Below are 21,062 nucleotides of genomic sequence, written 5' to 3' on the forward strand. Positions count from 1 at the left end.
GAAAAAGCCAAAGCTAAGGAAGACGCAAAAGCGAAAGCTGACGCAGCTAAGCAAGCCATCGACAACGCAACAACAAACGATGTAGTAACTCAAGCTAAAAACGATGGGGCAGCAAGTATAGCTTCAGTAAATCCAACAGCGCAAGCGAAGCCAGCGGCAAAACAAGCTATCGATGATGCATTGAAAGCTAAGACCGACGCAATTGATGCCAATAACGATTTAACAGCAGAAGAAAAAGCCAAAGCTAAGGAAGACGCAAAAGCGAAAGCTGACGCAGCTAAGCAAGCCATCGACAACGCAACAACAAATGCAGAAGTAGAACAAGCTAAGGTGACTGGAACAACAGAAGTCACTTCAGTCAATCCAGAGGCGTTGACTAAGTCAGCAGCTAAGCAATCCATCGACGAAGCTTTGAAAGCTAAGACTGATGAGATAGACGCTCGTACAGACTTGACAGATGAGGAGAAAACTGCAGCTAAGGGAGACGCGAAAACAAAAGCTGACGCAGCGAAGACTGCAATCGACAACGCAACAACAAACGATGCAGTAACTCAAGTTAAAAACGATGGGGCAGCAAGTGTAGCTTCAGTGACTCCAGCAGCAGTAGCGAAGACGGAAGCTAAGCACAAGCCATCGATGAAGCTCTTAAAGCTAAGAGTGCTGAGATAGACGCACGTACAGACTTAACAGACGAAGAGAAAACTGTGGCTAAATTAGATGCAAAAGCCAAAGCTGACGCAGCGAAAGCAACCATCGACAACGCAATAACAAATGCGGAGGTAGAACAAGCTAAGGTGACTGGAATAACAGAAGTAAAAGCAGTAGATCCACAACCAGAAGCTAAGACAGCAGCTAAGCAAGCCATCGATGATGCCCTAAAAGCTAAGAACGACGAGATAGACGCTCGTACAGATTTAACAGACGAAGAGAAAACTGCTGCTAAGTCAGAAGCAAAAGCTAAGGCCGACGCAGCAAAAGAAGTTATCGATAAAGCGACAACCAATGCAGAAGTTGACCAAGCAAAGTCAACTGGAATTGCAGAAGTCACTTCAGTAAATCCAGGTGCAGTGGCTAAGACAGAAGCTAAGCAAGCCATCGACGAAGCTCTGAAGGCTAAGAACGACGAAATCGACGCACGTACAGACTTAACAGATGAAGAGAAAGCTGCTGCTAAGTCAGAAGCAAAAGCTAAGGCTGACGCAGCAAAAGAAGCCATCGACAAAGCAACAACGAATGCAGCAGTCGACCAAGCTAAAACTAACGGAACTTTAGAAGTCACTTCAGTAAATCCAGAAGCAGTAGCGAAGACAGAAGCTAAGCAAGCCATCGACGATGCTTTGAAAGCTAAGACTGCCGAAATTGATGCTCGTACAGACTTAACAGATGAAGAGAAAACTGCAGCCAAAGCAGATGCAAAAGCCAAAGCTGACGCAGCAAAATCAGCCATAGATAAAGCAACAACGAATGCAGAAGTCTACCAATCTAAGTCAACTGGAATCACAGCAGTGACTTCAGTAAACCCAGAGGCAGTAGCGAAGACAGAAGCTAAGCAAGCCATCGACGAAGCGCTTAAATCTAAGACTGATGAAATCGACTCTCGTACAGACTTAACAGACGAAGAGAAAACCGCGGCTAAAGCAGAAGTAAAAGATAAGGCTGACGCAGCAAAATCAGCCATAGATAAAGCAACAAAGAATGCAGAAGTCGACCAATCTAAGGCAACTGGAATCACAGCAGTGACTTCAGTAAACCCAGAGGCAGTAGCGAAGACGGAAGCTAAGCAATCCATCGACGAAGCGCTTAAAGCTAAGACTTCCGAGATAGACTCTCGCACAGACTTAACAGAAGAAGAGAAAATTGGGGCTAAGGCAGAAGCAAAAACAAAAGCTGACGCAGCGAAGACTGCAATCGACAACGCAACAACAAATGCGGAAGTAGAACAAGCTAAGGTGACTGGAACAAGAGAAGTAAATAATGTAAATCCAGACGCAGTAGCAAAGTCAGAAGCTAAGAAATCCATCGACGAAGTTCTTAAAGCTAAGACTGCCGAGATAGACGGACGTACAGACTTAACAGATGAAGAGAAAACTGCAGCCAAAGCAGACGCGAAAGCTAAAGCTGACGCAGCGAAAGCAGCCATCGACAAAGCAACAACGAATGCAACAGTCGACCAAGCTAAGTCAACTGGTATTGAGGAAGTGAACTCAGTCAATCCGATTGCACAAATTAGACCGGCAGTTGGAGCAAGTGCTGGAGTTCATGTAAACTCAGCTAATCCAACTTCTAAAGAAAAACCACAGGAAAAACAAGCAATAGACCAAGTATTGAAAACTGATGAAGCCAAAGCTAAAGTGAAAGATAGTGTAGCATCTACTATCTCACAACTTGAAAATGAGAATCAGCAAGTAGCTACTAATCAGCGTGTAGTGGCTAGAGAATTGCCAAATACAGGTACAACAGAATCCATAACAGCAATTGTTGCAGCAACAGCTAGTGCGATACTTGGTTTTGGTCTTATTGCTCGTCGTCGAAAAGAAGATGAAGAAGACAAATTAGAAAATCAGTAACGATTTCTAACAGTTGCAACTCCTTTTTTGAGACTAAGTAGATAATATTATTCTTAAAACTCTCCTAGAGCAAAATAGCTACTAGGAGAGTTTTTTCTCTAATCAGAAGATACGTGACGGGACTAAAAACAATCTCATCTGCTTTGCGGATGAGGGTTTTCTTATTTTGTGCTATACTTAAGATATGCATAGAAAAACAGTGATTGATTTTAGGGCTTTGGGCGAGAGATACACCTTTACCCAGCCTATTAAAGAGTTGAAAACGAGAAATGTAGCAGAAGTGGCAGATTTGCTGGTACAAGTGGAAAGCTACCAAGAGCAAGGCTACTATGTGGTGGGCTATGTCAGCTACGAGGCTGCACCTGCTTTTGAGGAGAAATTAGCAGTTCATAAAGCTCCTTTACTGGACGAGTATTTGCTTTACTTTACTGTTCACGATAGGGTGGAGACATCTCCTATTCCCCTGACTTATGATGAGGTTGATTTGCCTTCAAATTGGCAGGAAGTGACGTCTGAAGCAGATTATGAAAAGGCGATTGCTCAGATTCACCATCATTTGCGGCAGGGGGACACCTATCAGGTCAACTACACCGTCCAACTCAAGCAAAAATTAAGTGCCAATCCTTTTGCCATCTACAATCGTATGGTAGTAGAGCAGGAGGCGGGCTACAATGCTTATGTTGAACATGACGAGATGGCAGTGATTTCCATGAGTCCAGAACTCTTTTTTGAGCAAAATGACCGCGAGTTGACAACACGACCAATGAAGGGAACGACTCAGCGTGGGGTAACTGACCAAGAAGATCTTGAACAGGCCAGTTGGTTGGAGCAGGATTCTAAAAATCGCTCTGAAAATATGATGATTGTGGACCTCTTGCGCAATGACATGAACCGTATTTCTGAGGTGGGGAGTGAGCATGTAGAGCGTCTTTGCCAAGTGGAACAGTATTCAACGGTTTGGCAGATGACTTCGACCATCAAGAGTTGGTTGCGAGAGGATGTTGACCTTGTAGAGATATTCCGTTCTCTATTTCCTTGTGGTTCCATAACGGGAGCTCCGAAAATTGCGACTATGGAAATCATCAAGGACTTGGAGCCACAACCGCGCGGAGTCTACTGTGGAACGATTGGTCTCCTGCTTCCAAATGGACGACGAATTTTCAATGTTGCTATTCGGACCATTCAACTGCATCAAGGGAAAGCCATCTATGGAGTTGGCGGAGGCATTACATGGGATAGCACTTGGGAGTCTGAATACCGTGAGGTTCATCAAAAGGCGGCAGTTCTTTATCGTAAACAAGCTCGTTTCAAACTGATTACTACAGGGAAAATCAGCCAGAAGAACTTGCTGTTTGAAGAACAACATATAGAAAGGCTGAGAAAAGCTAGTCGGTATTTTGCCTTTCCATTTGATTCAGAAAACTTGAAACAAAAGATAGAGGAAGAGTGTCAGGCTTGTGATGCTAATCAAGATTACCGCTTGCATATTTCTCTCGACAAGTCTGGAGAGATAGAAGTAGATCGTCAAGTATTAACAGCTCTTAGTCCAAGTTTTTGTCAGGCCAAACTTTGCCTTCAGGAAGCCAATTTGCAACAAGCCTTTATCTACTTCAAAACGACTCACCGACCGCATTTGAGCATAGGGGAGCAAGAGATCATTTACCATAATAAGTCTGGAGAACTTCTTGAAACCTCTATCGGAAATTTGGTTCTGAAAATTTCTGGGAAACTCTACACACCGCCTATCCGACTGGGAATCTTGCCAGGAATTTACCGTCAGCTCTTGCTGGAAACAGGACAGGTAGAAGAGAGAGTCTTGACTTTAAAAGACTTAGCCCGAGCAGAAGCTATTTACGGCTGTAATGCAGTCAGGGGCTTGTATGAGTTGTCAGTAAGGGAGAACTAAATGAAATTAATATTTTTACATGGCCTAGGTCAGTCAGCAGATAGTTGGAAAGAAGTTCGGAATCTACTGACAGATTATCCTTCTGAGGCTATTGAGTTATTTCCTTCTGGAGTTAGCAACTATCAACAAGCTAAAGAGCGAGTTTATCAGCATCTAGCTCAAGAGACAGAACCTTTTATTTTGGTTGGATTGTCCTTAGGTGCTGCCCTGGCATTAGAACTATCTAGTTACGATTTATCAAATCTCCGAGCTTTGGTTCTATCAGGATGTCCACTTAAACTGTCTGGTAATATCCTATTTTATCTTCAGTTGATGATTTTTAAACTACTTCCCAAAAAAGTATTTGAAAAACAGGGAGCAGACAAGGCTTTTATGGTCGGAGTTTCTGAGGAATTGAAGACACTTGATTTAACTGATATATCAAGAACTTGTCCTTATCCAACCTTACTAATTTGTGGCAGCAAAGATAAACCGAATCTTAGTTCTATGAGAAGTCTTCATAAACTAATATCAGAATCTCAATTTCAGATTATACCAGATGGTCCTCATGTCTTGAATGAAGCTAAACCAAAGGAGTTTGTAGAAAATACCAGAAGTTTCCTTGAATTGCTGAAATAAGTTTGATAAAATAATATTGAAAACGATATCATAATTATGGGAGAAAGAAATGAACAAACGTCTATTTTTAAAAATGAGTCTGGCTACCCTGCCAGCTTTAGCCTTGTTTTCACAACCTGTGTTAGCAGAAGAAAACGTTCATTTTTCTAGTTGTAAGGAAGCTTGGGCGAATGGATACTCGGATATTCACGAGGGAGAACCAGGATATTCTGCCAAGTTAGACCGAGACCATGATGGTGTAGCTTGTGAATTGAAGAATGCTCCTAAGGGTGCTTTCAAAGCAAAACAATCAACGGTGGCTCAAACTAACACAAGTTCAGCAACAACAAGTGGTTGGGTTGAGCAGGATGGCGCTTGGTACTATTTTGATGAAAATGGAAATCCAGTGAAAAATGCATGGCAGGGAAACTATTACTTGAAATCAGATGGTAAAATGGCACAGAGCGAATGGATTTATGATTCTTACTATCAAGCTTGGTATTATTTGAAATCAGATGGATCTTATGCAAAGAATGCATGGCAAGGAGATTATTACCTTAAATCAAACGGTAAAATGGCACAAGGTGAGTGGCTTTATGACTCTTCTTACCAAGCCTGGTATTACTTGAAATCAGATGGTTCTTATGCTCGCAATGCATGGCAAGAAAACTACTATTTGAAATCAGATGGTAAAATGGCTAAAAATGAGCGAGTTGATGGAGGCCGTTATTATGTAGATGCTTCAGGTCTCTGGAAACCATAAGTCAGGATAAAATCCAGAAAGTTAATGCAAACCTTTGCATAAGCAACTAAAATTTGTTATACTAGTACTGTAAGCATTTTCAATTAATTCATAATGAAAAAGGAGAATATGATGAGTCAAAAGATTATTGGGATTGACCTTGGTGGAACTTCTATCAAATTTGCAATCTTGACAACAGCAGGAGAAATCCAAGAAAAATGGTCTATCAAGACCAACATTTTGGATGAGGGAAGTCATATCGTAGATGATATGATTGAGTCTATTCAACATCGTTTGGACTTGCTTGGATTGGCAGCAGCAGACTTCCAAGGTATTGGAATGGGATCACCTGGTGTGGTTGACCGTGAAAAAGGAACTGTTATCGGTGCCTACAACCTCAACTGGAAAACCCTTCAACCGATTAAAGAAAAGATTGAAAAAGCCTTGGGCATTCCATTTTTCATCGATAATGATGCCAACGTAGCAGCTCTTGGTGAACGTTGGATGGGGGCTGGTGATAACCAACCAGACGTTGTCTTTATGACACTTGGTACAGGTGTTGGTGGCGGTATCGTCGCAGAAGGCAAATTGCTTCACGGTGTTGCTGGTGCAGCAGGTGAGCTTGGCCACATCACTGTTGACTTTGACCAACCAATCGCATGTACTTGCGGTAAGAAAGGTTGCCTTGAGACAGTTGCTTCAGCAACAGGTATTGTCAACTTGACTCGTCGTTATGCCGACGAATACGAAGGTGATGCAGCCTTGAAACGCTTGATTGATAATGGAGAAGAAGTAACTGCTAAGACTGTCTTTGATTTGGCAAAAGAAGGAGACGATCTTGCTTTGATCGTTTACCGTAATTTCTCACGTTACTTGGGAATCGCTTGTGCTAACATTGGCTCAATCCTAAACCCATCAACAATCGTTATCGGTGGCGGTGTGTCAGCTGCAGGAGAATTCCTTCTACAAGGTGTTCAAAAGGTTTACGACGAAAATACCTTCCCACAAGTACGCACAACAACTAAACTAGCTCTTGCAACTCTAGGAAATGACGCTGGAGTTATCGGAGCAGCATCACTTGTATTGCAATAAAATAAAAATGACAGAGCTTGGTGATTCATCAGGCTCTTTTTCAAGATCATAATTGTAAATATAACTCTTAACTTTTTGATTTTAGAAAGGAGATTTTAAATGAATAAGTCAGAACAATCCATGTTTGAATTGGCTTTGTCCATTGCAAAAAAGCACATGAGGGACAATATGATAAGGCTGGAGTAGTTTATATCAAACACCCTCTTTTTGTAGCAAGTCTGGTCGATACGCAAGAAGAAAAGGCAGTCGCTCTATTGCACGATGTTCTTGAAGATAGCCCTTATACAGTAGAAGAACTAATATTGGCTGGTTTACCAGAGACTGTTGTTACTGCAGTGCAGGTACTGACCAAGAAAAAGGGACAAGATTATCAACAATATTTGGAACTTGTTAAATCGAATCCTATAGCACGTTGTGTCAAATTAGCAGATTTGAAACATAATTCAGATTTATCTAGACTAGCTACAATTACTGAAAAGGATCTGGAACGATTTGAAAAATACAAGAAAGCTATTGATTATCTGAGAATGTAGAAAAGCTTTTTTTATGCTATACTAGTTAGGACAATAAATGAGGTGAGAGAGAATGACAAAAGCAGATATTATTTTTAAAGAAAATATTGAACGAATCCTCAAAGACGGTGTCTTTTCTGAGCAGGCCCGTCCCAAGTACAAGGATGGGACAGTTGCCAACTCCAAGTATGTAACGGGTGCATTTGCCGAGTATGACTTGGCCAAGGGGGAATTCCCCATTACAACTTTACGCCCTATCGCTATCAAATCCGCCATCAAGGAAGTGCTCTGGATTTACCAAGACCAGTCAAATAGCCTAGACGTGCTTAATGACAAGTACAATGTTCACTACTGGAATGACTGGGAAGTGGGAGATACGGGAACCATCGGTGAGCGCTATGGTGCCGTTGTTAAGAAACACGATATCATCAATAAGATTCTCAAGCAGTTGGAAGCCAACCCTTGGAACCGCCGCAATATCATTTCGCTCTGGGATTACCAAGCTTTCGAAGAAACAGATGGGCTGCTCCCGTGCGCTTTTCAGACCATGTTTGATGTCCGCCGTGTAGATGGGGAAATTTATTTGGATGCGACCTTGACCCAGCGTTCTAATGATATGCTGGTGGCCCACCACATCAATGCTATGCAGTATGTGTCTCTTCAAATGATGATTGCCAAGCATTTCGGCTGGAAGGTTGGGAAGTTCTTCTACTTTATCAACAACCTCCATATCTATGACAATCAATTTGAACAAGCAGAGGAATTACTCCGTCGTGAGCCGTCAAACTGCCAACCACGTTTGGTTTTAAATGTGCCAGATAAGACCAATTTCTTTGATATCAAAGCAGAAGATTTTGAGTTGGTAGATTATGACCCGGTCAAGCCGCAGTTGAAGTTTGATCTAGCTATTTAAAAGAATAGAAAAAAGAAGTTGAGAATAATCCCAACTTCTTTTGTTTCTTAACGTGATACGCGGCGACGAGCTGCTTTTTTACGGTTTTCTTCGATGAAAGCTGCTTTTTGCTCTTCTGGTTCAATCACTTTCTTTTTAAATGCGTATACTGCACCTGCAACTGCAGCGACAGTTCCTGCGACACCTGTTACAAGACCTTTAGCAAATCCTTTAGCCATGAGTCTTCCTCCTTTATCTTCTTAATCAGCCAGCCTCCTCAAGAGGTCACATTTTTCTGACTGACCTTTTTGTGTTATAATAATAGTAACGAAAAAATGGGAATTTTTCAAGGAAAAAAGATGAAAACAAAAATAATTGTGATCGTTGGACCGACTGCTGTTGGAAAAACAGCCCTTGCCATTGAAGTTGCAAAGCGTTTTAATGGCGAAGTGGTTAGTGGAGATAGCCAGCAAGTCTATCGAGGTCTGGATATAGGGACGGCTAAGGCTAGTCCAGAAGAGCAGGCAGCTGTTCCTCATCATTTAATCGATGTTAGAGAGGTAACCGAGTCTTACTCGGCTTTTGATTTTGTTTCAGAAGCTAAGAAGGCTATTGAGGATATTCAAAGCCGTGGCAAGCTAGCTATTATTGCTGGTGGGACTGGGCTTTATATCCAGAGCTTGCTTGAAGGCTACCACCTAGGTGGTGAGACTCCTCATGAGGAGATTTTAGCTTATCGAGCTAGTTTGGAGCCATATTCAGATGAGGAATTAGCCCATTTGGTGGAGCAAGCAGACCTTGAGATTCCCCAGTTTAATCGTCGTCGTGCGATGCGTGCCTTGGAAATTGCCCATTTTGGTCAGGATTTGGAAAATAAAGAGAGTCTATATGAACCGCTGATTATCTGCTTGGACGATGAGCGCAGTCAGCTTTATGAGCGTATCAATCACCGAGTGGACCTGATGTTTGAAGCTGGACTTCTAGACGAAGCTAAGTGGTTGTTTGACCATTATCCAGATGTGCAGGCTGCTAAAGGGATTGGTTACAAGGAACTCTTTCCTTACTTCCGTGGAGAGCAGACCTTGGAGGATGCTAGTGAGAGTCTCAAACAGGCGACTCGTCGTTTTGCCAAACGTCAGTTGACCTGGTTCCGTAATCGCATGCAGGTGACCTTTTATCAGATTGGAGAAACTGGTGTAAAAGATCGCATTTTAAGCCAGATAGAGGAGTTTTTAGATGATTGAAACGGAGAAAAAAGAGGAACGGGTTCTGCTGATTGGTGTAGAATTGCAGGGCATGGACAATTTTGATCTCTCTATGGAAGAATTGGCCAGTCTAGCTAAGACAGCTGGGGCAGTCGTAGTCGATAGCTACAGACAAAAACGTGAAAAGTATGATTCCAAGACCTTCGTCGGCTCTGGTAAGTTAGAAGAAATTGCGCTCATGGTGGATGCAGAAGAAATTACCACTGTCATCGTCAACAACCGTTTGACACCAAGGCAAAATGTCAATTTAGAAGAAGTTCTGGGTGTTAAGGTCATTGACCGTATGCAGTTGATTTTGGATATCTTTGCCATGCGAGCTCGAAGCCATGAAGGGAAGCTCCAAGTCCACCTAGCCCAGCTCAAATACCTCTTGCCTCGTTTGGTTGGTCAGGGGATTATGCTCAGTCGTCAGGCAGGGGGAATTGGTTCTCGGGGACCTGGTGAAAGCCAGCTAGAATTGAACCGTCGTAGTGTTCGCAATCAAATCACGGATATCGAGCGCCAGCTCAAGGTTGTTGAGAAAAATCGGGCGACTGTCAGAGAAAAACGTTTGGAGTCCAGCACCTTTAAGATTGGTTTGATTGGTTATACCAATGCTGGGAAATCAACTATCATGAACACCTTGACTAGTAAGACCCAGTATGAAGCGGACGAGCTCTTTGCGACTCTAGATGCGACGACTAAGAGTATCCATCTGGGAGGCAATCTCCAAGTAACTTTGACAGATACCGTGGGCTTTATCCAAGATTTGCCGACAGAGTTGGTGTCCAGTTTCAAGTCAACCTTGGAAGAAAGCAAGCATGTAGACCTTCTGGTTCATGTTATCGATGCCAGCAATCCTTACCATGAGGAGCATGAAAAAACAGTTCTATCCATCATGAAAGATCTGGACATGGAAGATATTCCTCTTCTGACACTTTATAATAAAGCGGATTTGGTGGAGGATTTTACGCCGACCCAAACGCCCTATGCCCTCATTTCTGCCAAGTCTGAGGATAGTCGTGAGAATTTGCAGGCACTATTTTTAGAGAAAATCAAGGATATTTTTGAATCTTTTACCCTGCGCGTGCCTTTTTCAAAATCTTACAAGATTCATGATTTAGAAAGTGTTGCGATTCTTGAAGAACGTGATTATCAGGAAGACGGCGAAGTGATTACAGGCTACATTTCTGAGAAAAACAAATGGAGGTTAGAAGAATTTTATGACTGATATTAAAACGTTGGCTCTAAAATATGGGGGCTATACAAGTCTGGACAAGGTCTATCTAGATCAGCTTCTAGCTGGTAAAACAGAGCAAGAGCAGTTGGCACTGATCACACCTCCGCCCAGCGTGGTCAATGCTTACTTTGCAGAACTCTACCAGAAAAAAAGTCCTGAGGCTGCGACGGATTATTTTGTGGAACTCAGTCAAGAACTGAATCTTTATAATACTGAGCCGAGTTTCACCCTAGAAAATAAGCCTTTTATTCGTCTTAATCTGTCTGGTAAATCCTTTGGTTTTTGTTATGAGAGTGAGGGACTGGGTCGAATTTTCTCTGAAAATAAGGAGAAGATCTCGGATGACTTACTCTTTGAGATTGCGCAAATTTTCCCCCATCAACTGGTCTTTGAAGAGTCTGGCAAGATTTACATGAAGGCTGTTGGAGATGAAGAAGTTGTTAGCATGGAGAGTCTCACAGCTTTGACTGATTTGGAAAGCTTGGCTGATGGTCGCAAGCGTCTTAAAGGTTACAGCCAAGAGGAGTTATTACAAGAAGCCACAGTTTTTTCTGGCAAGCGCTATTTCCGATCGGAAAACCGCACAGCCATGTTATATATTGATTAATTAGAAAGTATCGAATGGATATTCAATTTTTAGGAACGGGGGCTGGTCAGCCCTCTAAAGCCCGCAACGTATCAAGTCTTGCTTTGAAACTTTTGGATGAGATTAATGAAGTCTGGCTCTTTGACTGTGGTGAAGGAACACAAAATCGTATTTTAGAAACCACAATTCGACCACGGAAGGTCAGCAAAATCTTTATTACCCACCTACATGGAGACCACATCTTTGGCCTACCAGGTTTCCTTTCGAGTCGTGCCTTTCAAGCCAATGAAGAGCAGACAGATTTGGAAATCTATGGACCGCAAGGAATCAAGTCATTTGTCTTAACCAGCCTTCGTGTGTCAGGTTCGCGCCTGCCTTACCGTATTCATTTTCATGAGTTTGACAAAGATTCTTTAGGAAAAATCCTTGAGACCGATAAATTCACAGTGTATGCAGAGGAGCTGGACCACACTATTTTCTGTGTTGGTTATCGTGTCATGCAAAAGGAATTGGAAGGAACGCTGGATGCTGAAAAACTCAAGGCTGCGGGTGTCCCATTTGGCCCACTTTTTGGAAAAATCAAAAATGGTCAGAATGTTGTTCTAGAAGATGGTAGAGAAATCAAGGCAGCTGACTATATCTCAGCGCCACGTCCAGGTAAGATTATCACCATTCTGGGTGACACCCGAAAAACCAATGCTAGTGTGCGTCTGGCTGTCAATGCCGATGTCCTTGTCCATGAATCGACTTATGGCAAGGGTGATGAAAAAATTGCTCGTAACCATGGCCACTCTACTAACATGCAAGCTGCACAAGTAGCAGTAGAAGCAGGTGCCAAACGACTCCTGCTCAACCATATCAGTGCCCGTTTTCTCTCAAAAGATATCAGCAAGCTCAAGAAAGACGCTGCCACAATTTTTGAAAATGTGCATGTGGTCAAAGACTTGGAAGAAGTGGAAATCTAAAAGATTGAGGAAGGATAAGTATGCCTACTATTTTCATTACCGGAGCTAGCGGTGGTCTAGCTCAAGAAATGGTCAAACTTTTACCAGAAGACCAGCTCATCTTGCTTGGTCGAGATAGGGAAAAATTAGCTCAACTCTACGGAAATCATCCCCATGCAGAATTGATTGAAATCGACATTACCGATGATTCATCCTTAGAAACTCTGGTAGCAGACCTCTATCTCCGCTATGGCAAGATTGATGTCTTGATTAACAACGCTGGTTACGGGATTTTCGAGGAATTTGACCAGATTTCTGACCAAGATATTCACCAGATGTTCGAGGTCAATACCTTTGCCTTGATGAATCTATCTCGTCGCCTTGCTGCTCGTATGAAGGAAAGCCGAAAAGGCCATATCATCAATATCGTCAGCATGGCAGGTCTGATCGCTACTGGCAAGTCCAGCCTTTACTCAGCAACCAAGTTTGCGGTCATTGGTTTTTCAAATGCGTTACGCCTCGAACTTATGTCCTACGGTGTTTATGTAACGACGATCAATCCAGGACCAATCCGAACAGGATTTTTTGACCAAGCGGACCCAGATGGGACTTATCTTAAGTCGGTTGACCGTTTCTTGTTAGAACCAGATGCAGTGGCTAAAAAGATTGTCAAGATTATAGGAAAAAACAAACGAGAACTCAACCTCCCGATTTTGTTGAACCTAGCCCATAAGTTTTATACTCTCTTTCCCAAGCTAGCAGATAAGTTGGCAGGGGAAACTTTTAATTATAAGTAAAAAGAACCAATGTGCAGGTTGTTGCTAGCCTACATATTGGTTCTTATTATTTTTCAACTATCAAACTGGACTTCTTCTAGTAGATAGTCGATAAAGCGTTCGCCCATCTTAGATAGGCTGGTTTTTTCATGCTGGATATAGACCAGCTCAATGGGGTCATCAATATCCAGTGGGATAGAAACGATATTGTCTCCGTTGAGGTTGCTGTTCAAAATACCTGTCGCAATGGTATAACCATCCAAACCAATCAAGAGATTAAAGAGGGTAGCACGGTCGCTGACTACGATAGATTTTTTGTGGTATTCCTGCGAGAGAATCTCTTCTGAAAAGTAGAAGGAGTTATGAGTTCCTTGATCATAGCTGAGGTAAGGGAAGTTCTCCAAATCAGATAGTTTGACCTTGTCTTTCTTTGCCAGAGGATTGGTCTTGCTGACAAAGATATGCGGTTGCGCGGTAAAGAGATGGTGAGCCAGCAGGTGGTTGTCATCCAGCATTTTCGTTAAAACATCACGGTTGTAGCTGTTAAAAAATAGGACACCGACCTCACTACGGAAGTTCTTGACGTCGTCGATAATCTCCCAAGTACGAGTTTCACGAAGGAAGAGCTCGTATTTCTCCATATCACTTTTCTTGAGTAGAGAAACAAAGGCATTGACTACAAAGGCATAGTGCTGGGAGGAAACGCTAAAGAGTTCGCGGTGGGCGACAGGATTTTTATAGCGTTCTTCCAAAAGCTGGGTCTGCTCGACAACCTGACGGGCATAAGAGAGGAACTCCATCCCATCACGGGTCAAGGTGATGCCCTTGGGGTTGCGGATAAAGATCTCAATGCCCATTTCATTTTCCAAATCTCTCACAGCGTTGGAAAGACTCGGTTGAGTGATAAAGAGTTGCTTAGCTGCCTCATTCATGGAGCCAGTCTCGACGATTTTGATAATATAGTGTAATTGTTGAATTCTCATGTTTTTATTGTACCACACTTGCGTCAGAATCGCCAAAGAAGATAGGAAAATCAGGGGGAGTGTGTGAGTCTCTGTAAAGTAGTTAAGAAGAAATTTTTAAACCATTTAGTAAATAAGATTAAAAATTTTACTCGAAAATAAGAAATTTGCACGATTTACTCATTACTTATCCAATACTAGAGTTTATACTAGTTACTGTAAAGATGATCATCTAAAAGAAGGAAGTAACCTTATGGCTAAAAATACAAGTCGTCCAGAGATTGATTCTCTAAGTTTCGAGGTTGAAAACCAAGAACTTTTCGGGAAATTACAAGCTAGTGGTACACAGCTTTTAAAATGACACTAGCAGGCCGCTGTGGATTGTGTTTCACCTGTTTCTATGAGTGTACGACAAATAATGTTCGCTGTTAGATAAAACAAAAGGAAAATTCTAGTGTTTTATTACAAAACATTGACAACATTTTGATTTGGTGTTATATTTACGGGGAGAAATACAAATAAAACAAGACAACTTTGAGATTGATTCTTTGGATTATGGAAATTAATAGCCAAGAATTAGATGGTAAATCCGCTGCTGTGTGGCGTACGGCTGTTAGATTAACAGCACAGGGGCGCTGTGGTTGGTGATTTACATATTCTTATGAATGTATTTCGCCAAACGTGCGCTGTGGATAAAACTCTCTATTTTTTGACAGGAGGATAAAATGGAAGGAATTATTGGAACACTAGAATTCTATGCACCTGTACTGGCCTTAGGAGTTGTTGTCATAGGGATTGTTTACTTTATGAAAAAAAGAAACGATCGCAAATAATCAACATCGACCGATACCTGAAAAAGGCATCGGTTTTTTTATTACTTGAATATATTGCACAAAATACTCATGCCAAACATTGAAAGGAACCGTATAATGAGAGAGTAATAAAGAAACGGAGGAATGAAATGATGAAACAGCTTATTGTGACAGGATTAACGAAAACATTTGGTCAAGGGGATAATATCGTTCATGCTTTATCAGATGTGAACTTGTCCGTTGAAAAAGGTGAATTTCTGGCAATTATGGGGGCCAGTGGTAGTGGAAAAACAACACTCCTCAATTGTATTTCAACGATTGATAAACCAACATCAGGTGAGATTCGATTTGAAGATTTTGACATCATCCATGCCAAGGAAAATGAACTAGCTGACTATCGTGCTAAAAACATTTCCTATATTTTCCAAGCCTACAACTTGGTGGAAACCTTGACGGTCTATGAAAATATCGTTCTACCTCTTCAAATTCAGGGGAAAAATATCAAAAAACATCAGGATAAGATTGAGGAAATTTTGGATAAGTTGGCCATCCAAAACTTAAAAGATAAGTTTCCTAATCAGTTATCAGGTGGTCAGCGACAACGTGTGGCAACTGCTAGAGCCTTGATTGATGATTCTAAACTGATTATCGCAGATGAGCCGACAGGAGCCTTGGACTCTGCCAATTCTGAAAAACTGATGGCGCTTTTGCAGGAAATCAATAAAAGTTTTGGTATTACCATTTTATTGGTTACGCATGCCCCTGCTGCAGCCAAGTACTCTTCACGGATGGTGCTACTTAGCGATGGAAAGATTATGGATGATTTGGAACGTAACAGCTTATCTAATGAACAGTATTTGCAAGAGATTTACAGCCGTACCAGATAGGAGGGGGAGAGTATGTATCCAAAATTGATTTTACGAAATGTATTTCGAAATTTACAGACCTATACCATCTATTTTTTCAGTCTGACCTTGATTTATAGCTTGCTCTACGCTTTTAATGCTTTACCAAGCCATCCAGTGATGCAAAGTTTATCAGGAGCAAAGGAAATGTTGACGACGGTGATGAGTCAGTACATGGGCTTGCTTTCCTATCTGATTCTATCGGCGATTGCCTTTCTCGTCGTTTATTCCACAAACTTTGTCCTGGGACGGCGTAAGAAAGAGCTGGGACTTTATGCAACGCTGGGAATGAAGAAGAAGCAGATTATCGGTACCCTGTTCTTTGAAACCATGCTGGTCAATATCTTTTCCTTGATTCTAGGTTTCTTGCTTGGATTGATTTTACTGGTCATTCTAGCTAAGATTGCATCTGAGTTTTTCATGGCCAATTACTTTGGTAGTCTGCTTTTCTTTGATAGCAAGTCTGTCATCTTACTAGTTTATTCCTATTTGGTAACCAGTTTTATTGTAGGTGTCATGGACATTCTTGCCTTTAGAAAGCAAAATATCATTGCACTTATTCAAGAAAATGGGGTCAAAAAATCTGTCTTGGCAAAAGGCAAGCCAGTTCTCCAAGTACTTCTCTTTATTCTTTCGACAGCTGTTATCGGCTTTGGTGCTCTCTATTTTTCAGACTATCATCATCTATCATTCTTGAAAAGCTGGGGTATCTTGCTGGTATCTATCTTCGTGATTTTTGTGATTTTATTTTACAATACCTTGAGCCATTTTATCTTGGTCTCCCTTAGAAAACTGCCTCAAACCTACTATAACAAACTAAACACTTTTAAAATCCGTCAATTTTCAAAACAAGCTGATAGTAATTCGGTCACGTTGGCTGTCTTATCCTTGACCTTGACACTGGCTCTCAGCTTACTCGTTTTTAGTGGTAGTGCCTATACGACTATGAACCGAGAGCTGAACAAATACTCACCTTATGATGTAACTGTCAATCTCTACCGTGGTAAAGAGTTTCAATTTTCTCAGGAATCTGTCAAAGACAGATTGAAAGCCGATGGCTTTGACTTTAACCTCATCAAAGAGGAGTACAGCTGCCCTATCTATTCTAGTGATTTAACTTATAAAGATTTGATTGATACCAGCAATCTCTGGGAGCATGATAAGAAACTTCCTGAATCAAAAGTACCGATTTTAGGAATTTCTGCCTACAATCATCTCCGCAAACTGCAAGGGAAAAAAGCGATTGACTTGGCAGAAGACCAATTTCTAGTCAATGCCAATTATAAAGGAACTGCCAAGCAGATCCAGGACTTTCTATCAACGACCAAAACCTTCATGATTAACGGTCATTCTCTCAACCTTGCCTCTTCAAAGCCACTTGAAACAGTTTACTTTTTATCTTCAGTAACTACAAATGACTCAGGAACCTTGATTGTACCAGATAAGGTAGTAGTTGGATTGACGGAAGACCACACGACCTATGTTGCCAATTTCAAGGAAAATATAGACAAACGGGAAGTAGAAACATTCTTGAGTCAGTGGATTGAAAAATACTACTTCACTCGTGATGGAGCAGAGTTGAATTCGTTCACCTATCAAACCAAAGGAAGTATTTTCGAGGTTTACCTTGGATTTATGGGCGTCATTGTCTTTGTCATGATTTTTGTCAGTGTTATTTTTATCATTATTTCCCTCAGTATCTTGTCCCTTCAAACTTCAACAAGTGCTTTGGATAGTGTAAATGATTATCAAATCTTATACCTTCTTGGGAATAAGAGGAAGCAAAATCGTACTATTCTTTTGCAACAGATTCTAAGTTATTTCTTGGTTCCGCTGGTCATCGCAGGTCCGCTAGCATTTGCCTTGAGTACCGCTCTTTTGGGCTATTTTGAGAACTTCGCTAATACCAGCATTTCTATTGATATCACCTATCTGGGAGTAGCGGTTTTACTCTTTGTCCTTTACTTGCTAGTGACTTACAGAGTAAGTTGGCAAATTATTGAAAATTAAGTCAAATACCAGAGTTGCCAATCCGACAATTCTGGTATTGTGTTATAATGATATTAAAGTAGTTCAGGAAGTGGATACATATGAAACAGTTTGTCAAATCGCTCTCGAAAAACTCACTTTTATTGTGGTGGTTGACGATTTTTAATCATCTAGCTTTAATGATTTATATTTATTATAGGATTCCTCTGGACTTTTCGACAGATTTTTCCTTGCAGATGGTTTTATTGCTGATTATTGCTTTAATTGTATTTAGCTATATTTGTAATATTGTGACCTTTCGGTATAGTGAGTTGAAACTTTGGTTGCTCCTGATGATGTTTCTCATTAGCTGGCAATCCATATTTAATCAAGGAGTTGCGAGCACCCTGTTGCACTTTTTTGATATTCTTCATCCTCTCAACTCTTTTTTATTGGTGTATAGTTCTCTGTCTATTATCTTTCTGGGAGAGAAAATAGGAGAAGAACTGTTGAGTGTGTCCTTTGTGTTGACACTAATCACCATTAGTTCGTATCTGTTAAGTCCTTCAATTTTTTTATTTCTGTCCTTGTTTGCGTCTTTCTTTTTAAACCTTGTTCCCTTGATTTTACTGATTTTATATCATAAAGAGTTGAAAAGTAAACTCAAGTATCAGAGACGAAATTTGTGGATATTAGCTTTGATATTGCCTCTTTCTTATTTCTTTTTGTATATCAATACGAGGGGCTCAGGAGTGATGAACCTAGTCTGGTATCTAGAAATTCTTGGTATCTTAGCTTTTTTACACTTCAAAACGATTGTCAGCTCTCTTCAAAAAAGGGTATCAGAGTTGAAATTGTCCTATATAAAAGCTTTTTCACGCTTGTTTTTACTGCTTATGTTTTTGTTAGTAGGCATTTTCATCATCTTTCGTCTAGACTTAAACACGAGCTTTTTGGTATTGAATATCATGTTACTATTGTTCGGGATTTGTTCGGAAGAATTGATTCGCCTTTTTCGTTCTGCTGAAATGCTAGATGCTAGGGATTATGTAAAAGTTCTCTTTTTAAAGCGTAACCGCATGGTGAAAAGTCTGCTGGCAAATGAAGACACAGAACAACAGTTCTCGGAATTTCTTCACAATGAAATCCTGCAAAATGTGATGGCGATAAAAAATTTCAATAAATATAGTATCAATCGGGCTTTTGGTGAACAGATCAATCTGGTGACAGAGGAGTTGGTTCAGCGGATTCGTGAGCGGATGGATTATTATCAGCCAATGGTAGAAACAGACGAGCAGTTAGACATACAGTATCAAGGGCTGATTAATCGGATTGTCAAGCGCTATCACGCAGAAAATGAAGTCGTCACACAGTTTCCTGTCCACTTTAGGCTTTTATCTCCTTACGATAAAATTACCTATCGTCTGGTTGAGGAATTGGCGACCAATGCCGTTAAGTACGCTAGTGGTGGAAGGATTTCTTTGAAGATTGATATGCATGATGACGCTCTTTTTATCATTTCTGAAAATGACTGCCTTCAAACAGAAAAATCCTTAGGTTATGGCTTGAAAAATATGTCTAATAAAATTAGTGTTTTAGGTGGTCAAATGCAGATTTTTGAAAATAACAAGAGATTTCGTGTAGAAATTACTCTCCCGATTGATAAGGAGTTGTGTTATGAAAATTTTGTTAATTGATGATCATAAATTATTTAGCCAAAGTATCAAGATGATTTTAGAGTTATCGGAAAACATTAAAAAGGTCCAGTTAGTGGATAATTTTTCGACTATTTCGGAGATTGCTTTTAATGACTACGACATTATTTTGATTGACATCAACCTGACGAGTCTGTATCAAGCTGATGGGCTGACCTTGGCACAAGAGATTATTGACAATGGTTGTTCTAGTAAGGTTGTGATTTTGACGGGATACAGCAAAAAGATGTATGAACACCGAGCTAAAGCTATGGGGGCTTATGGATTTCTAGATAAAAGTATGGATCCAGATGAGTTGGTGAAAAAACTGGAAAAGATTTATCTAGGAGGTAAGATCTTTTCAGATGAAGTGATGGTAGAGGTGCTAACACCACGAGAAATCGAGATACTAGAACTGGTTAGAAATGGCTTGACTATTGATGATGTCTGTGACAAGGTCTATGTGAGTAAACGTACAGTTTACAATCACCTGGCCAATATCTTTTCAAAATTAGGAGTGGCTAACAGGCAGGAGGCGATTCATATCGCTGAGCAGTTGGGCTATTTTCCACCAGATTAAAAAGTTGCAGAAGATGCAGCTTTTTTAATTTCTGCGATACTTCTTGTGTGGTCTCTTCTTGAAAAAAACACAAAATTTTGCTAGAATGAGTCTTATGAAAACATTCTATGATGTGCAGCAATTCCTCAAACGATTTGGTATTATTGTTTACATGGGAAAACGCTTATATGATATTGAACTGATGAAGTTGGAACTCTCTCGGATTTACGATGCAGGGTTGATGGACAAATTAGACTATCTAGAGGCAGAAGCGGTTCTACGCAGAGAGCACAAGGTAGAATTGGATTATATTGAGAAAAATGGAGAAAAGAACTAATGGTTACTTGGATTTTGTGGGCACTTATACTGGCAATGTTGGCATGGATGGGCTTTAACTATCTTCGTATTCGCCGTGCGGCTAAAATTGTGGACAATGAGGAATTTGAAGCCTTGATTCGTACAGGTCAATTGATTGATTTGCGTGATCCAGCAGAATTCCACAGAAAACATATCCTTGGTGCCCGCAATATTCCTTCAAGTCAGTTGAAGACTAGTCTTGCAGCCCTGCGTAAAGACAAACCTGTCCTTCTCTACGAAAACCAACGTGCGCAACGAGTTACAAATGCAGCTCTTTACTTGAAAAAACAAGGCTTTTCTGAGATTTATATCCTTTCTTATGGCTTGGATTCTTGGAAAGGGAAAGTGAAGACTAGCTAATCTTATTTCCAAATTAGTCGAATGATAGGATGAAGCTATTGTTTTATAGTATAATTAATTTGTATAAAATTTAAGGAGTTCTTAGAACATGAAAGAAAAGAAGAAAAATCCACTTTTTGTGGGCATCTTGTCGATTATTCTTGGTTTGTTATTTCCGTTGGGAGGTATTGGTTTAGGTATTACCAGTTTATTGTATGCTAACTCACTTCAAAAAGAATCTGGACTAGACTATAAAACAGAAAAAATTATAGCTATTGTAGGGATTGTAGTTTCCGTAATTAATTGGGTTTTAGGATTGATTCTTTTTATGAATTAAGTAGTGTAAAACAAAAAAGCTTTATTTGAAA

20 protein-coding genes and 3 pseudogenes are annotated in these 21,062 nt (G+C 40.7%); 20 read left to right on the forward strand and 3 right to left on the reverse strand.

The window, feature by feature from the left end:
- The 7 genes and pseudogenes from N8M16_RS07620 to N8M16_RS07650 form a co-directional block, all read left to right on the forward strand.
- A pseudogene (locus N8M16_RS07620) lies at positions 1-2,567 on the forward strand (DUF1542 domain-containing protein); the annotation flags it as partial.
- 184 nt (positions 2,568-2,751) lie between these two features.
- Complete coding sequence (pabB, locus tag N8M16_RS07625; RefSeq protein ID WP_024056834.1) at positions 2,752-4,473, forward strand: aminodeoxychorismate synthase component I; 1,722 nt, start codon at positions 2,752-2,754, stop codon at positions 4,471-4,473.
- The gene (locus tag N8M16_RS07630; RefSeq protein WP_261067613.1) at positions 4,474-5,091 is read left to right on the forward strand and encodes an alpha/beta fold hydrolase; all 618 of its coding nucleotides are present in this window, start codon (positions 4,474-4,476) and stop codon (positions 5,089-5,091) included.
- A gap of 49 nt (positions 5,092-5,140) precedes the next feature.
- Positions 5,141-5,827 (forward strand): annotated as a pseudogene (locus N8M16_RS07635) (excalibur calcium-binding domain-containing protein); the annotation flags it as partial.
- 117 nt (positions 5,828-5,944) lie between these two features.
- Positions 5,945-6,904, forward strand: coding sequence for an ROK family glucokinase (locus tag N8M16_RS07640; protein WP_020902451.1), 960 nt, complete (start codon positions 5,945-5,947; stop codon positions 6,902-6,904).
- A gap of 99 nt (positions 6,905-7,003) precedes the next feature.
- A pseudogene (locus N8M16_RS07645) lies at positions 7,004-7,437 on the forward strand (GTP pyrophosphokinase).
- A gap of 52 nt (positions 7,438-7,489) precedes the next feature.
- Entirely contained in the window at positions 7,490-8,329 is an 840-nt protein-coding gene (locus N8M16_RS07650; RefSeq protein WP_261069932.1) for a thymidylate synthase, read from the forward strand.
- A 47-nt stretch (positions 8,330-8,376) separates the two neighbouring features.
- Here the strand turns inward: N8M16_RS07650 and N8M16_RS07655 are convergent, their stop codons facing one another.
- Complete coding sequence (locus N8M16_RS07655) at positions 8,377-8,547, reverse strand: DUF3042 family protein (protein WP_001051780.1); 171 nt, start codon at positions 8,545-8,547, stop codon at positions 8,377-8,379.
- Positions 8,548-8,667: 120 nt separating this feature from the next.
- On the opposite strand from N8M16_RS07655, the gene miaA reads away from it, so the two are divergent.
- From miaA to N8M16_RS07680, 5 genes are read left to right on the forward strand one after another with little or no spacing between them, the layout of a single operon-like run.
- Positions 8,668-9,552, forward strand: coding sequence for a tRNA (adenosine(37)-N6)-dimethylallyltransferase MiaA (miaA, locus tag N8M16_RS07660; protein ID WP_049502382.1), 885 nt, complete (start codon positions 8,668-8,670; stop codon positions 9,550-9,552).
- Positions 9,545-10,783, forward strand: coding sequence for a GTPase HflX (gene hflX, locus N8M16_RS07665; protein ID WP_261069933.1), 1,239 nt, complete (start codon positions 9,545-9,547; stop codon positions 10,781-10,783). The genes miaA and hflX overlap by 8 nt, the downstream gene beginning before the upstream one ends.
- On the forward strand, positions 10,776-11,399 hold the full coding sequence (locus tag N8M16_RS07670; protein ID WP_045612007.1) for a cystathionine beta-lyase: 624 nt from the start codon (positions 10,776-10,778) through the stop codon (positions 11,397-11,399). The genes hflX and N8M16_RS07670 overlap by 8 nt, the downstream gene beginning before the upstream one ends.
- 14 nt (positions 11,400-11,413) lie before the next feature.
- Positions 11,414-12,343: a ribonuclease Z gene (gene rnz, locus N8M16_RS07675; protein ID WP_261069934.1), complete on the forward strand. Its 930-nt coding sequence runs from the start codon at positions 11,414-11,416 to the stop codon at positions 12,341-12,343.
- 20 nt (positions 12,344-12,363) lie between these two features.
- The gene (locus N8M16_RS07680; protein ID WP_261069935.1) at positions 12,364-13,119 is read left to right on the forward strand and encodes an SDR family NAD(P)-dependent oxidoreductase; all 756 of its coding nucleotides are present in this window, start codon (positions 12,364-12,366) and stop codon (positions 13,117-13,119) included.
- A 53-nt stretch (positions 13,120-13,172) separates the two neighbouring features.
- On the opposite strand, the gene N8M16_RS07685 is transcribed toward N8M16_RS07680, so the two are convergent.
- Positions 13,173-14,081 (reverse strand): LysR family transcriptional regulator, encoded by a 909-nt coding sequence (locus N8M16_RS07685; protein ID WP_001222582.1) that lies wholly within the window; start codon positions 14,079-14,081, stop codon positions 13,173-13,175.
- A 704-nt stretch (positions 14,082-14,785) separates the two neighbouring features.
- On the opposite strand from N8M16_RS07685, the gene N8M16_RS07700 reads away from it, so the two are divergent.
- From N8M16_RS07700 to N8M16_RS07710, 3 genes are all read left to right on the forward strand, one after another.
- Positions 14,786-14,893: a QVPTGV class sortase B protein-sorting domain-containing protein gene (locus N8M16_RS07700; RefSeq protein WP_115262369.1), complete on the forward strand. Its 108-nt coding sequence runs from the start codon at positions 14,786-14,788 to the stop codon at positions 14,891-14,893.
- A 131-nt stretch (positions 14,894-15,024) separates the two neighbouring features.
- Complete coding sequence (locus N8M16_RS07705; protein WP_000811489.1) at positions 15,025-15,759, forward strand: ABC transporter ATP-binding protein; 735 nt, start codon at positions 15,025-15,027, stop codon at positions 15,757-15,759.
- A gap of 12 nt (positions 15,760-15,771) precedes the next feature.
- Positions 15,772-17,787 (forward strand): FtsX-like permease family protein, encoded by a 2,016-nt coding sequence (locus N8M16_RS07710; RefSeq protein ID WP_000283298.1) that lies wholly within the window; start codon positions 15,772-15,774, stop codon positions 17,785-17,787.
- Between the two features lie 239 nt (positions 17,788-18,026).
- Here N8M16_RS07710 and N8M16_RS07715 read toward each other — a convergent pair whose 3' ends face one another.
- On the reverse strand, positions 18,027-18,179 hold the full coding sequence (locus tag N8M16_RS07715; protein ID WP_020901949.1) for a hypothetical protein: 153 nt from the start codon (positions 18,177-18,179) through the stop codon (positions 18,027-18,029).
- Between the two features lie 534 nt (positions 18,180-18,713).
- On the opposite strand from N8M16_RS07715, the gene N8M16_RS07720 reads away from it, so the two are divergent.
- The 5 genes from N8M16_RS07720 (at position 18,714) to N8M16_RS07740 (ending at position 21,031) form a co-directional block, all read left to right on the forward strand.
- A complete protein-coding gene (locus N8M16_RS07720) occupies positions 18,714-19,442 on the forward strand; it encodes a sensor histidine kinase (RefSeq protein WP_223339933.1) in 729 nt (242 codons plus the stop codon).
- A complete protein-coding gene (locus N8M16_RS07725; protein WP_261069936.1) occupies positions 19,423-20,019 on the forward strand; it encodes a response regulator transcription factor in 597 nt (198 codons plus the stop codon). The genes N8M16_RS07720 and N8M16_RS07725 overlap by 20 nt, the downstream gene beginning before the upstream one ends.
- 85 nt (positions 20,020-20,104) lie before the next feature.
- Positions 20,105-20,335, forward strand: coding sequence for a YqgQ family protein (locus tag N8M16_RS07730; RefSeq protein WP_001808324.1), 231 nt, complete (start codon positions 20,105-20,107; stop codon positions 20,333-20,335).
- Positions 20,335-20,715 (forward strand): rhodanese-like domain-containing protein, encoded by a 381-nt coding sequence (locus N8M16_RS07735; RefSeq protein WP_000259256.1) that lies wholly within the window; start codon positions 20,335-20,337, stop codon positions 20,713-20,715. The genes N8M16_RS07730 and N8M16_RS07735 overlap by 1 nt, the downstream gene beginning before the upstream one ends.
- Positions 20,716-20,803: 88 nt before the next feature.
- Entirely contained in the window at positions 20,804-21,031 is a 228-nt protein-coding gene (locus N8M16_RS07740) for a hypothetical protein (RefSeq protein WP_000660081.1), read from the forward strand.
- Positions 21,032-21,062 lie beyond the last annotated feature (31 nt).

The sequence above is a fragment of the Streptococcus mitis genome, assembly GCF_946188375.1.
GTDB classification, from domain to species: Bacteria; Bacillota; Bacilli; order Lactobacillales; family Streptococcaceae; genus Streptococcus; species Streptococcus mitis_CX.